The 11,535-nt window shown below is 62.5% G+C and carries 15 protein-coding genes; 5 read left to right on the forward strand and 10 right to left on the reverse strand.

The genetic code is table 11. The features are described 5' to 3' along the window. Window positions 1-280: 280 nt before the first annotated feature. The 4 genes from AC0L2K_RS12160 to AC0L2K_RS12175 form a co-directional block, all read right to left on the reverse strand. The gene (locus tag AC0L2K_RS12160; RefSeq protein WP_473531449.1) at window positions 281-829 is read right to left on the reverse strand and encodes a DUF1254 domain-containing protein; all 549 of its coding nucleotides are present in this window, start codon (window positions 827-829) and stop codon (window positions 281-283) included. Continuing rightward, complete coding sequence (locus tag AC0L2K_RS12165; RefSeq protein ID WP_473531450.1) at window positions 822-1,406, reverse strand: DUF1214 domain-containing protein; 585 nt, start codon at window positions 1,404-1,406, stop codon at window positions 822-824. The genes AC0L2K_RS12160 and AC0L2K_RS12165 overlap by 8 nt, the downstream gene beginning before the upstream one ends. A 115-nt stretch (window positions 1,407-1,521) precedes the next feature. Then, window positions 1,522-3,681 carry a transglycosylase domain-containing protein gene (locus AC0L2K_RS12170; RefSeq protein ID WP_027152779.1) on the reverse strand — a complete coding sequence of 720 codons (2,160 nt, stop codon included), beginning with the start codon at window positions 3,679-3,681 and terminating at the stop codon, window positions 1,522-1,524. 158 nt (window positions 3,682-3,839) lie between these two features. Beyond that, window positions 3,840-4,478 carry a TetR/AcrR family transcriptional regulator gene (locus AC0L2K_RS12175; RefSeq protein WP_473531451.1) on the reverse strand — a complete coding sequence of 213 codons (639 nt, stop codon included), beginning with the start codon at window positions 4,476-4,478 and terminating at the stop codon, window positions 3,840-3,842. A gap of 171 nt (window positions 4,479-4,649) precedes the next feature. On the opposite strand from AC0L2K_RS12175, the gene AC0L2K_RS12180 reads away from it, so the two are divergent. Further along, a complete protein-coding gene (locus AC0L2K_RS12180; protein ID WP_473531452.1) occupies window positions 4,650-6,203 on the forward strand; it encodes a trimethylamine methyltransferase family protein in 1,554 nt (517 codons plus the stop codon). 20 nt (window positions 6,204-6,223) lie between these two features. On the opposite strand, the gene AC0L2K_RS12185 is transcribed toward AC0L2K_RS12180, so the two are convergent. The 4 genes from AC0L2K_RS12185 to AC0L2K_RS12200 all read right to left on the reverse strand — a co-directional run bounded on the left by AC0L2K_RS12185 (window position 6,224) and on the right by AC0L2K_RS12200 (window position 9,071). Next, complete coding sequence (locus AC0L2K_RS12185; RefSeq protein WP_167366301.1) at window positions 6,224-6,388, reverse strand: hypothetical protein; 165 nt, start codon at window positions 6,386-6,388, stop codon at window positions 6,224-6,226. A 100-nt stretch (window positions 6,389-6,488) separates the two neighbouring features. Continuing rightward, a complete protein-coding gene (locus tag AC0L2K_RS12190) occupies window positions 6,489-6,878 on the reverse strand; it encodes a hypothetical protein (RefSeq protein ID WP_128184590.1) in 390 nt (129 codons plus the stop codon). An 86-nt stretch (window positions 6,879-6,964) separates the two neighbouring features. Continuing rightward, window positions 6,965-8,584 (reverse strand): chaperonin GroEL, encoded by a 1,620-nt coding sequence (gene groL / locus AC0L2K_RS12195; RefSeq protein WP_473531453.1) that lies wholly within the window; start codon window positions 8,582-8,584, stop codon window positions 6,965-6,967. Window positions 8,585-8,684: 100 nt separating this feature from the next. After that, window positions 8,685-9,071, reverse strand: coding sequence for a co-chaperone GroES (locus AC0L2K_RS12200; protein WP_473531454.1), 387 nt, complete (start codon window positions 9,069-9,071; stop codon window positions 8,685-8,687). A 246-nt stretch (window positions 9,072-9,317) separates the two neighbouring features. On the opposite strand from AC0L2K_RS12200, the gene AC0L2K_RS12205 reads away from it, so the two are divergent. Further along, window positions 9,318-9,590: a hypothetical protein gene (locus tag AC0L2K_RS12205; RefSeq protein WP_027152776.1), complete on the forward strand. Its 273-nt coding sequence runs from the start codon at window positions 9,318-9,320 to the stop codon at window positions 9,588-9,590. Continuing rightward, entirely contained in the window at window positions 9,587-9,853 is a 267-nt protein-coding gene (locus AC0L2K_RS12210) for a DUF1488 family protein (RefSeq protein WP_091590381.1), read from the forward strand. Before AC0L2K_RS12205 ends, AC0L2K_RS12210 begins: the two co-directional genes overlap by 4 nt. 83 nt (window positions 9,854-9,936) lie before the next feature. On the opposite strand, the gene AC0L2K_RS12215 is transcribed toward AC0L2K_RS12210, so the two are convergent. Further along, complete coding sequence (locus AC0L2K_RS12215) at window positions 9,937-10,128, reverse strand: hypothetical protein (RefSeq protein ID WP_473531455.1); 192 nt, start codon at window positions 10,126-10,128, stop codon at window positions 9,937-9,939. Between the two features lie 46 nt (window positions 10,129-10,174). After that, window positions 10,175-10,444: a hypothetical protein gene (locus AC0L2K_RS12220; protein WP_245268524.1), complete on the reverse strand. Its 270-nt coding sequence runs from the start codon at window positions 10,442-10,444 to the stop codon at window positions 10,175-10,177. Between the two features lie 145 nt (window positions 10,445-10,589). Between AC0L2K_RS12220 and AC0L2K_RS12225 the strand changes: the two genes are divergently transcribed. Continuing rightward, the gene (locus AC0L2K_RS12225; protein WP_091590384.1) at window positions 10,590-11,000 is read left to right on the forward strand and encodes a DUF3168 domain-containing protein; all 411 of its coding nucleotides are present in this window, start codon (window positions 10,590-10,592) and stop codon (window positions 10,998-11,000) included. A gap of 168 nt (window positions 11,001-11,168) precedes the next feature. Next, entirely contained in the window at window positions 11,169-11,468 is a 300-nt protein-coding gene (locus tag AC0L2K_RS12230; protein WP_023800821.1) for a hypothetical protein, read from the forward strand. Window positions 11,469-11,535: the final 67 nt, after the last annotated feature.

Here is an 11,535-nt window from a genome sequence, read left to right on the forward strand (position 1 = left end):
GGAGCGCCGGCGGCGGTGATCATTTTCCCCGGCGTCCGCTACGAGCAACCGCCACTGACGGGCGAGACGAGGCCAGGCGCCGGTCCGGACAAGCCGGGTTCGTCAAGGACGATGCCGGGGACGTCGGGGACGTTGCCTGTTCCGCATCATTAAAGCGCGTCGCGGCTGAATGGATTCGCCGCGCCCTGTTGGGCGCGCAAAGGACGCTCTATCTCCTTGAATGAGCGCCGCGGCGGCTCGCAAGGCTTGGGCCGGAACCGGCGGCATGTTTCGGTTGACGTCAGTAGTCCTGCAGCTCGCAGGAACTCTGCTCGAGAAACCGCGACACGGTCGGCTTCCAGCTGTCGTCGGGCACGAAGGAGCGGATGACGAACATGCCTTCGTCGATCGGCGCTTCGACGAAGATTGCCCCTTGCAATTCCTCCGGGAGATCCTTGCGGATCTCGATCATCTGCGCCGGCGTCAGTACGATACTGTCCAGCACCCTTCCGGTCGCGCTGTGGTCGTTGAAGGAGTAGATGTTATGGCCGCTGCGGTCATAGACCGATACGGACCAGAACGGGACGTTTCCCGGTGCCTTCACCCGAATCATCCCATCGGACAGATCGAAGCGGCAAGCCGCAGCATAAAACAGCGGATCGACCGATTTCACCACGGGCGTACCGCCGGCCTCAGCGTCCAGCCTGGTCATCCGATAAAGGTTGGAGGCCATGGCCAGCCGCGACCAGGCATTGCGTTCGGAAAATTCCGGGGCGAGCAGCAGCACGATGATGTGTACGATGCCGGCGCCAAGCAGGCCGAGCAGGATCGCGTGCAGCAGTCTACGCATTGCAGCCGACCTTCACGATCTGCGGCAGCGTGACATCCGAAAGGCCCGTGCTGCTGGCGATCGGCGTGTCGTAGAATGTCAGCACGAGATACATCCGGCCGAAGCCGTCGGAAAGCAGCCAGTTGCCGGGCGCGGGGCCGTTGCTGACGGAAATAAGCACGGAATTGTCGGGCTGGCGCAGCACCTGGTAGGACTGAAGTGCCGCAAGCCTTGGCTTGCCGGTCTCGACCGCGCCGAGCGACCGATCGGCGGCATAGAGGGTCCAGAACCGGGCTGTGGGAAACCCGCCTTCGATTTCATAGGCGCATTGGCGTTTCAATAGTTCGCCATCGGAATCGCGTTCGGCGATAAACGACAGGCCTTCTGCCTGCCCGAGTGCAAGGACACCCTCGCGCGCCACGCGGGCTTTCGAATAAGGATCCGCCGTCTGCGTGCCGATATCGGGAAACGCCGTCCATTGGCCGATCCTGATCGCGCCAATGCCATCCTGCGTCTTGAGAGCGTACCAGACGCTGCCGCCGCCGCCGCCGATGGCTATGGCAAGCGCGAGGAGCGTCAGGAATGCGTTCTTGAGCATGAAGAGCCGCGGGCAAGAGGAGTGCCGCTCGGGGATATCGCGGGGCAGGGGGCCATGGCAAGCGGACCTCTGTGGAATTGCGGCGCGAGGGATGGCCTGGCCCGTCGTGCCAGCATCAAAGCGCCGACAGGGTCTCCGGTGTCGCAGGCGCCTGGAGGACGGGCGCCGACTGGAACAGCCTGGTGATGTCCCTGAGCGCCCGCGTCGTCTGGCTGGACAGCACCGGCGGCCGCTCGGCGGCGGTGTCGGCCGCTGCCTGCTCGGCATTCTTCTTTTCCGCTTCCTCGGCCTTGGCGGCGATCTCTTCGTCGACGAAGGGATGATCGAGGCCGGGGATCGGCTTGAGGTCGATATTCTGGTGCGCATAGACCATCAGCCGCTGCCAAACCATCGCCGGCAGCGAGCCGCCGGTCATGTTGTTGGTCGGGGTGAAGTCGTCATTGCCGAGCCACACGGCAGCCGTGTAGTTGCCGGTGAATCCGACATACCAGGCGTCGCGGTAAGACTGCGTTGTGCCGGTCTTGCCGGCCGAAACGATATTGGGAAGCGCAGCGCGCCGCGCCGTGCCCATCACCGGCACCGCCGCCAGCATGGTGTTCATGGATTTCAGCGCCTGCTCCGAGAGCACACGGCGCGGCGGCGGCGCATCCTTGGCGAAATCGTAAACCACCTCGCCAGTACGGGTGACGAGCTGGGTGACGCCATGCCGGGAGCCGACAAAGCCGTTCTGGGCGAACACGCTAAAGCCTGTCGCCTGGTCCATCACGGTCATGCCCGATGTGCCGAGCACCATCGTCTTGTGCGATTCGAGCGGCGATTCGACGCCCATGGCTTCCGCCATCGCCTTGATCGGCTTGATGCCGAGATGATTCTTGGCCAGCCGCACCGGCACGGTGTTGACCGATTTGGCCATCGCCGTGATCAGCGTGACCTTGCCGGCCCGTCCGTCATTGTAATTGTGCGGCGACCAGGCACCCCAGGAGATCGGCGCGCCGGAAACGACGGAGTCCGGCGTGAAGCCGTGCTCCATCGCCGTTGCGTATACGTAGGGTTTAAACGATGAGCCGCTCTGGCGCAGCGCCTTGGTGGCGCGGTTGAACTGGCTGGCACCGTAGTCGCGGCCGCCGACGATCGCCCTGACTGCGCCATTGGTTTCGATGACGACCATGGCGCCTTCGGTGACGTTGTATTCCTTGCCGAACTGGCGGAGATGGAACTCCATCGATTCTTCCGCCGCCTTCTGGATGTTGGCGTCGAAAGTTGTGTGGGCGACCAGCGAATGCTGGCCGGACTTCGCGGCGATCTTCTTGACCTCTTCGAATGCCCAGTCGAGGTAGTAATCCGGGCTCTTCTGCTCGCCGCGGTCGACGATTTCAGCCGGATGCAGCCGCGCCTGCAGCACCTGACCCTCGCTCATGAAGCCGCCTTCGACGAGATTCGACAGCACCACATTGGCCCGCGCCCTGGCAGCAGGCAGGTTGATGTGCGGCGCGTATTTGGTCGGTGCCTTGAACAGGCCGGCCAGCATCGCCGCTTCGGCGAGGTTCACATCCTTGACGCTTTTGCCGAAATAGAAATCGGCGGCCGCTTCGATGCCGAACGTGCCGCCGCCCATATAGACGCGGTCGAGATAGAGCTGCAGGATCTCCTTCTTTGACAGATTGGCCTCGAGCCACAGCGCCAGGAAGGCTTCCTTGACCTTCCGCTCCAACGTCCGTTCATTGGTCAGGAACAGGTTCTTGGCCAACTGCTGGGTGATGCTCGAGCCGCCCTGCACCACGGAATTCGCCCGCACATTCGCGAAGATCGCGCGCGAAAGGCCGAGCGCGTCGATGCCGTAGTGATCGAAGAAACGCCGATCCTCGGTGGCCAGCACCGCCTTGATGACTTGGTCGGGCATCTCGTCGACCGGCACCGAATCGCGCTGGATGATGCCGCGCTGGCCGATCTCATTGCCGTAGCGGTCGAGGAAGGTGATGGCGAAATCGCCCTGGGCGCGCCAGTCGCCGGCGGTTTCCTGGAAGGCCGGCAAGGCGAGCGCCAGCATGACGACGATGCCGCCGGCGCCGAGCGTGAAACCTTCGCTCAACAGTTCGATGATGCCGCGGCGCCAGCCGGAGACGCGGAAGCGCCGGAAAAAAATGGTGGCCGCTTCCCAGAACCGGCGCGCCTTGAAGCCGGTCTCGTAGAGCGAGGAATCGAACCACGCATCCGCCGCCAGCAGTCTTGCGGCAATCGGACCCCTTCTCCTGCGTGTTTTCAAAGGACTGGCCATTCCAAGATCCGGCTGCGGCTACGCCTCCCACTGAGAAGCGGCACTCATACCAGACTATTTGTCCATTTTGGCCTCGCTCACAAGGGTGAGGGGGGCTTTCGCGGTACAGTTTGTTGATACCAGGGTCGGGCCTGCCACCTCTGCCACCTCGCACTCACTTAACGCGCCGCGATAAAGCGCATGAAATGCGCCACGTCGGCATCGCTTGGCTCCTGGCCGGTGAAACTGCGCAGATAGGCGGCGAGATGACTGACCCTCGCCTCGACCGGTTCCTTGAGGTCGAGCACATAATAGCCGATCTGCATGTAGTAGAGCACACGGGCGCGGATGAAGGCATCCTCTTCGCCGTAGCCATGCCGGCGATACATGTCGCGGATCGCACCCAGTCGGTCATTGTCGGCCTGGTCGATGGCCCGGCGCACGTCCTCGGAGCGACGCGCCCATTCCCGGATGGCGAAGTCGAGCCTGGGATCGAACAGGCGCTCGTCCGCCCAGCATTCGAACACGTTCATGACCCCCATGATGATGCTTTCGGCCGGCCGCTGCGCGCGTTCGATGATCGACTTGGTGTTGGTGTCCCGCCAATGGGCAAGCAACTGGTCGAGCAGGTCCTGACGGCTCTCGAAATACCAGTAGAAGCTTGAGCGCGATACGCCGAGTTTCTGGCCAAGCGGCAGCACGCGCACGCTTGCGATGCCGTCTGAAATCAGTGTCTGGAGCGCAAGATTGATCCAGTCCTGGCGCGTCACCTTGGTGTTGCCGGACGCCGGCTCGTCCTGCGGAGAAATCATGATCATGGCCGCACAATAGGCATGAGGGCGAACTGCATACAACCGTACTAGACACATATGTACAGTGCAAGTATCCTGTCTGCCTCAACGAACTGGGCCGAGCGGCCGACGCGCGTCATCGCGGCTCCTGCCTACGATCCGCAATGCAGGGCAATACGGCAATGAGGAGTATCCGCCATGGTCGATGACGCCGCACGCAACCTCAGGCGCGAACGCAGGCGCGGACGAACCGGCGAGGCCGGCAGCGAGACCAGCCGCCGGCCGGACTATCGTTCGCTGAAGAACCCGTTCCTGCCGCAGCCGATCTTTTCGGCCGACCAGGTCGCCGCGATCCACGACACGGCGCTGCGCGTGCTCGAGCAACTCGGCGCCAAGGTGCTGCTGCCGGAGGCGCGCGCCATTCTTGCTCGTGCCGGCGCGCTGGTCGACGAGGACAGCCAGATGGTGCGCATCGGCCGCGACATCGTCTCGGCGGCGCTGGGCTCGGCGCCGAAATCGATCCGCGTCTATGCCGGTGACCGTGCCCGCGACCTGACGCTCGAACTCGGCTCGATGACGTTCCTGGCAGGATCCGGGGCGCCGAACGTCACCGATCTGGGGCACGGCCGGCGGCCGGGAACGCTTGCCGCTTTCGAGGATCTCATCCGGCTGGTGCAGCATTTCGACGTGCTGCACATGCTGGGACCTTGCATCGAGCCGCAGGACATCGACAACCGCTTCCGCCATTATGCCGTCAACCGCGCGCAGTTGACGCTCTCCGACAAACTGCCGTTCGTCTTCGCGCGCGGCACGCCGCAGGTCGAGGACGGCTTCGAGATGCTGCGGCTGGCGCGCGGCTTGTCCGAGGACGAATTCCGTTCGGGCGCTCATTGCTACACCGTCATCAACACCAACTCGCCGCGTCAACTCGACATTCCGATGGCGCAAGGCATCATCGACTTTGCCAAGGCGGGGCAGGTGCTGATCATCACGCCCTTCTGCCTGGCCGGCGCCATGGCGCCGATCACCGTGGCCGGCGCGCTGACGCTGCAGCACGCCGAAGCGCTGGCCGGGCTGACGCTGGCCCAGATCGTGCGGCCGGGCGCGCCGGTCGTCTATGGCTCCTTCTCCTCCAATGTCGACATGAAGTCCGGGGCGCCGGCCTTCGGCACGCCGGAGCACGTCAAGGCGACGCTCGGCGCCGGTCAGCTTGCACGCTTCACCGGCCTTCCCTGGCGGTCCGGCGGCGGCAGTGCCGCCAACATTTCGGACACGCAGGCAGCCCACGAAACGCAGTTCGCGCTGTGGGGCTCGGTGCTCGCCGGCGCGACGGTCTGCATCCATGCTGCCGGCTGGCTCGAAGGCGGGTTGAGCGTCTCGTTCGAGAAGCTGATCACCGATATCGAGGCGCTGCAGACCATCGCGGAACTCTGCGCGGCGACGCCCGGCGACGAGGCCGCGATCGGCTTCGAGGCTATCGCCGAAGTGCAGCCGGGCGGGCATTTCTTCTCGGCCGGGCACACAATGGCGCGCTACCGCACCGCATTCTACGAGCCGCTGGTCGCCGACTGGTCGAATTTCGGCAACTGGACGCAGGCCGGGTCAAGAACCGCCACGGAGCGCGCCACCGGCATCTGGAAACGGCTGCTGGCCGATTTTCGGCCGCCGGCTTGCGCCGCTGCCACATCAGGTGTTCTCGACGAATTCATTGCGCGGCGCACGGAAGAGGGTGGCGCAGCACCGGTCTCGTGATGTAGTTCAGCAAGCGCGCGTTACATGGGGCGCTTGTCGCCTGCCTTCTGCGGGTCGCGGCGGATCGTGCCGGCATCGGCTTTCCTGTGCTTGTCGGCGGCGAGTCTGCGAATGCGATCGAAGCGGCTTTCCTCGGCCACTTTGGTCTTTACTACAGCATTTGGCTTCGGGACGAATGCAATCATGGATCGATCTCCTTGCCGACGGCTGCGCGCCGGAGGATGCCCCGGCGGCTGTCTTTCGGGCTCTCGTCAAGAGCACGTTCTCTCCGAGAGGTCGAAGATGTTAGGTGGCGAGAGCGACCGCGCAGCTTTGCGCACCCAGCCTGTCGGGCGAGGTTTTCCCGGGCATGGTCGCCCAGCCGCCCGTCTCGATGAACTGCCGCTTCTTGTAGCTGTCGGTTATGGCCTTGAACTCGACAAGTTTGGCGGCCGCGTCGGGCGCCGTATTGAAGCGATCGACGCAGACCGCCGAGGCCAGCTCGCCGCGCGCCGTATCGCCGGCGGTGGCCGCCAGCGCGCGCGAGGTGCCGCCGGTCACCCAGCCGCCCCAGTTGAAACCGATGATCAGCGTGGCGACGAAGGTTGCAGCGCATGCCCACAAAAGCGTGGATTTGGCCGGCTGGTAATCTTCCCATCGACGCGCGAGAGATGGCTTGCTGCTTTGTGTGGCCACGGACAGTTCCTTCCTGGTTGATGTTGGGATCGGTCGCCCGGCCTTGCTGGGGCCAGGCCTTGCAGGGCCTATTTACGGGAGGGTGGTCAGTAGCCGCCCATGCCGGCCGAAGGCGCAGCGTCTTTTGCTGGAATGTCGGTGATCATGGCTTCCGCGGTGATCAGCAGCGCCGCGATCGACCCGGCATCCTGCAACGCGGTCCGCACCACCTTTGCGGGATCGACGATGCCAGCCTTGATCATGTCGACATAGGTCTCGTTCTGGGCGTCGAAGCCCTGATTGTGATCCTTGCTGTCCGTGAACCTGCCGACAACGATCGAACCTTCGACGCCGGAGTTCTCGGCGATCTGGCGGATCGGCGCTTCGAGCGCTCTCGACACGATCGAAATGCCCGCCGTCACATCGGCATTGGCTCCGGTCAGCCCGTTCAGCACGGCCTTGGCGCGCAGCAGCGCGACACCGCCGCCGGGAACGATGCCTTCTTCCACTGCCGCGCGCGTGGCGTTCAGCGCATCGTCGATGCGGTCCTTCTTTTCCTTGACCTCGGACTCGGTCGCGCCGCCGACGCGAATGACCGCGACGCCGCCGGCGAGCTTAGCCAGCCGCTCCTGCAGCTTCTCCTTGTCGTAGTCGGAAGTGGTTTCCTCGATCTGCCCCTTGATCTGCTGGACACGCGCCTGGATCGTGGCCTTCTCGCCGGCGCCGTCGATGATCGTCGTCGTGTCCTTCTCGATCAGCACGCGCTTCGCGCGGCCTAGCATGTCGATGGTGATGTTTTCGAGCTTGATGCCGAGGTCCTCCGAAATCACCTGGCCGGCGGTGAGCACCGCGATGTCTTCCAGCATCGACTTGCGGCGGTCACCGAAGCCCGGCGCCTTGACGGCCGCAACCTTGAGGCCGCCTCGCAATTTGTTGACGACCAGCGTCGCCAGCGCTTCGCCTTCGACGTCCTCGGAGATGATCAGCAGCGGCTTGCCGCTTTGCACCACGGCTTCGAGGATCGGCAGCATCGCCTGCAGATTGCCGAGCTTCTTTTCATGGATGAGGACGTAAGGGTCCTCCAGCTCGGCGCGCATCTTCTCGGCATTGGTGACGAAATAGGGCGAGAGATAGCCGCGGTCGAACTGCATGCCCTCGACGACGTCGAGTTCGGTGTCGGCGGTCTTGGCTTCCTCGACGGTGATGACCCCGTCATTGCCGACCTTGTCCATCGCCTTGGCGATCATGGCGCCAACGGTGGTGTCGCCATTGGCGGCAATGGTGCCGACCTGCGCGATTTCACCGGAAGATTTGACCTTCTTGGCGCGTGCCTGGATTTCCTTGACGACAGCGGTAACGGCAAGGTCGATGCCGCGCTTGAGGTCCATCGGGTTCATGCCGGCGGCAACGAATTTGGCGCCCTCGCGCAAGATGGAAGCGGCAAGCACCGTGGCGGTGGTGGTGCCGTCGCCGGCAAGGTCGTTGGTCTTCGACGCCACTTCGCGCACCATCTGCGCGCCCATGTTCTCGAACTTGTCGGAAAGCTCGATTTCCTTGGCTACCGCCACCCCGTCCTTGGTGATGCGCGGTGCGCCATAGGCCTTGTCAATGACGACGTTGCGGCCCTTGGGGCCGAGCGTCACCTTGACGGCGTTGTTGAGGATTTCGACACCACGCAGCATGCGGTCACGCGCATCGGTGGAGAATTTGATTTCCTTGGCAGACATCTTTTTTCCAGTTCGGTTGGTTGCGGCAGGGCGCTGTCAGCACCGCCTGAATCAAAAATTTGGAGCGTCCTTTGCGCGTCCAAGACGCGCGGCGCTCCAATCAGGCGGCCTTCTTGGCAGCCCCGGTCTTCTCGATGATGCCCATCTCGCTCTTGTCGATGATGCCCATCTCGCTCGTGTCGATGATGCCCATCTCGCTCTTGTCGATGATGCCCATGATGTCGGCCTCCTTCATGATCAGAAGGTCCTCTCCGTCAATCTTGACCTCGGTGCCGGACCATTTGCCGAACAGGATGAGGTCGCCGGCCTTGACATCGAGCGCGATCAGCGCGCCGCTTTCGTCACGCGCGCCCGGCCCGACGGCGATCACTTCGCCTTCCTGCGGCTTTTCCTTGGCATTGTCGGGGATGATGATGCCGCCCTTGGATTTGGTGTCGCTTTCGGCGCGCCGAATGACGACGCGATCGTGGAGTGGCCGGAATTTCATGGAAACTTCTTTCTGGGGCCGGCTTAGGCGGCCGCTCCCTTCTATAGGCGCGTTGGCACTCGATAGATAGGAGTGCCAAAAAATATTCGTTGGCCGCCGTAAAACATTGAATAGTATTATTTTGCCTTTTCGCTTCAGAAATTTGCTCGATCAAAAATAGGTCAGAATTTGATTTTTCCACATCGAGTGACTATTTTAAGGGAGAAAATCATTTTCATCATTGCAGCCAAAAGGAGGTTTTGATCGATGGCGGAAGTTAGCCAGAACATCATGGAAAAAGCCGAAGCGCGCTTCATGGAGAAGCAGAAGAAAACCGCGGAACGCAATCAGGCAACGGCCGAATATGTTTCCGAGGCCAAGGCCAGGACCATCAAGACGGCAAGATTGCGGGCGTTGCGGCTGGCCAAGGAAGAGGCCGACCGCGCCGCGGAGGCCCTCAATCCCGTCGCCCCCAAGAAAAAGCGGGCGTCGCGGGCGATCAAGAAAGCAGACGTTGCATCAACGGAGGTCAAGTCATGAGCCTGACATTTCCCAATCGAAGCCGGAGCTACGACGAGGCGGGCAAACGCATCCGCTTCGTCGGCCATGACGGCATGTTCCAGATTTCCTTCTCCGTCGCCACGGATGCCATCTCGAAGGCAGAGTCAGGGACACCAACTGCAGAAGCCACCTATCTCGCCGCCTTCGATACGGCTTCCAACTCCATCCACGACGTCGCCAGGAATGCCTATGACCGGACCCGCAAGAGCATATATGTGCTGACGGCGGCCGATTTTCGTTAAATCCCGAACGTCATCGCGTTCAGGGCCAACGCGCCAGATCCGATCCAGGCGCACGAATGTGCCGAGTGAACCTAGCGGCAGGATCAGGGCTTGCTCTCCGCCTTTGCCCGTCGCTTGACATCTCGCTGTCCAGCCGATCCGACCATCGCGTCTGCATCGCGCGTGTTCATGCCAACCAAGACTTGGTGCTTAAGCTCGACGGGCTGGCCGGTGAAGCCATCGAAGACGGTCCAGCTGTGCGGATGCTCCATGCGCAGTGCGTAGCGGTTTGCCATTCCGGCATCCGTTTCGTTTCCGCCCCCGATCGATGAATGCGATTGGTCAGGCCTGTGTGATGTAGAACACTGCCGCCACGACAAGGACCGTCCAAACGACGACGAACAGCTTCAAGGCTAGGCCTCCGTATGAAGACAGAACCTCCCGCATGCGGGACACAATGTTCTTAATGCTTTTCGACATGGTCGGCGCCGCCGCAACGACGACTGGCGTCTTGATCCCAAGCTTTCCGAAAACAGGCAGCAGCGATGGCTCGCGCACGAAAACAACCTCGAAGGTCTGGAGAAACAAACACTCCATAGCACCGTTTTTCAAACGCCTTGCATGTCAAATGAAAGGTGTGGGTAGCCACCTGAGATCCCCCTGATCTGGCGCAGCCACCTCAACGCGGCTACGCTGCAAGCACGAATCGTTGACGGCACAAAGGCCTGTTCAGCCGCGACGGGCGAGGGAGAATACAATGAACGCGCCGGCTGCCGCGTTGCAGAAGGCCTTGTTCCAGGCGCTGGACGCTGACGGTTCCCTGTCAGCGGCGCTGGGCGGCGCAAAACTATTCGACCATGTCCCGGAAAACATCCCGTTTCCCTATGTGACGTTCGGCCGGACCAGCGTCTATGATTGGGTAACAGGCAGGGAGAAAGACGCCGAGCAGCTTTTCACTCTGCATTTCTGGTCGAAATCCGAGGCCAGGAAAGAAATGCTCGACGTGATGGACATGGTCAGCGCCCGCCTCCAGGATGCGGCGCTCGCGCTCGACGAGCATCACCGCGTCAATCTCAGGCTCGAATTCACCGAGGTCCGTTACGACCAGGATCTTTCAGCCTGTCACGGGCTGCTGCGCTTTCTTGCCGTGACGGAAGAAAACGCCTGACGCGCTTTCAATAAGGCTGCAACACAGTCTAGACTGGCGCCTGGATTTGCCGGGTTGGGGCGGCCAAATCACCGGGGTTGGTTGTGTCGCATTTCAGGGGGTGAGACAGGCATGTGTTGCAGGCAATGTTCATATCACGTTCAGCACCGATGCGTTAGGACGCTGATCATGAAAACGCTTCGCTCCCACTTCCCAACCGCGACACTTGCTCTCTGCGCTGCCGGTCTGTTTGCGTCGCAGGCGACGGCGCTGCCGGTCGTCGTGCCCGAGCAGAACCGGCCGATCGTCCTGGCCGCCTCCGACTGCTACGCGATCGGTCAGCAGGTCGCCGAGCAGAATGGCGGCACGCTGGCCAAGGCGTCGCAGTCGACGCGCGGTGGCCAGCCGGTCTGCGTCATCGTCGTGCTGGTTCCGGGCAAGGATGGGCAGCGTCCGCGCCGCACGGAGATCGTCGTTCCGCTGAACTGATGCCTGCCGTATCCCAGGCGCTGGAATCGGCCTATATCTGACGTCCAGCTCCTCAACCGGCCGATTT

It is taken from the genome of Mesorhizobium sp. WSM4817, assembly GCF_055811135.1.

What these genes read in the sequence shown, in the direction of transcription:
- AC0L2K_RS12180 (WP_473531452.1), top strand. Translation starts at nt 4,650, where the DNA reads ATGGTCGATGACGCCGCACGCAACCTCAGGCGCGAACGCAGGCGCGGA.
- AC0L2K_RS12175 (WP_473531451.1), bottom strand. Translation starts at nt 4,478, where the DNA reads ATGATCATGATTTCTCCGCAGGACGAGCCGGCGTCCGGCAACACCAAG.
- AC0L2K_RS12200 (WP_473531454.1), bottom strand. Translation starts at nt 9,071, where the DNA reads ATGAAATTCCGGCCACTCCACGATCGCGTCGTCATTCGGCGCGCCGAA.
- AC0L2K_RS12215 (WP_473531455.1), bottom strand. Translation starts at nt 10,128, where the DNA reads ATGGCAAACCGCTACGCACTGCGCATGGAGCATCCGCACAGCTGGACC.
- AC0L2K_RS12160 (WP_473531449.1), bottom strand. Translation starts at nt 829, where the DNA reads ATGCGTAGACTGCTGCACGCGATCCTGCTCGGCCTGCTTGGCGCCGGC.
- AC0L2K_RS12205 (WP_027152776.1), top strand. Translation starts at nt 9,318, where the DNA reads ATGGCGGAAGTTAGCCAGAACATCATGGAAAAAGCCGAAGCGCGCTTC.
- AC0L2K_RS12230 (WP_023800821.1), top strand. Translation starts at nt 11,169, where the DNA reads ATGAAAACGCTTCGCTCCCACTTCCCAACCGCGACACTTGCTCTCTGC.
- AC0L2K_RS12185 (WP_167366301.1), bottom strand. Translation starts at nt 6,388, where the DNA reads ATGATTGCATTCGTCCCGAAGCCAAATGCTGTAGTAAAGACCAAAGTG.
- AC0L2K_RS12210 (WP_091590381.1), top strand. Translation starts at nt 9,587, where the DNA reads ATGAGCCTGACATTTCCCAATCGAAGCCGGAGCTACGACGAGGCGGGC.
- groL (WP_473531453.1), bottom strand. Translation starts at nt 8,584, where the DNA reads ATGTCTGCCAAGGAAATCAAATTCTCCACCGATGCGCGTGACCGCATG.
- AC0L2K_RS12165 (WP_473531450.1), bottom strand. Translation starts at nt 1,406, where the DNA reads ATGCTCAAGAACGCATTCCTGACGCTCCTCGCGCTTGCCATAGCCATC.
- AC0L2K_RS12170 (WP_027152779.1), bottom strand. Translation starts at nt 3,681, where the DNA reads ATGGCCAGTCCTTTGAAAACACGCAGGAGAAGGGGTCCGATTGCCGCA.
- AC0L2K_RS12225 (WP_091590384.1), top strand. Translation starts at nt 10,590, where the DNA reads ATGAACGCGCCGGCTGCCGCGTTGCAGAAGGCCTTGTTCCAGGCGCTG.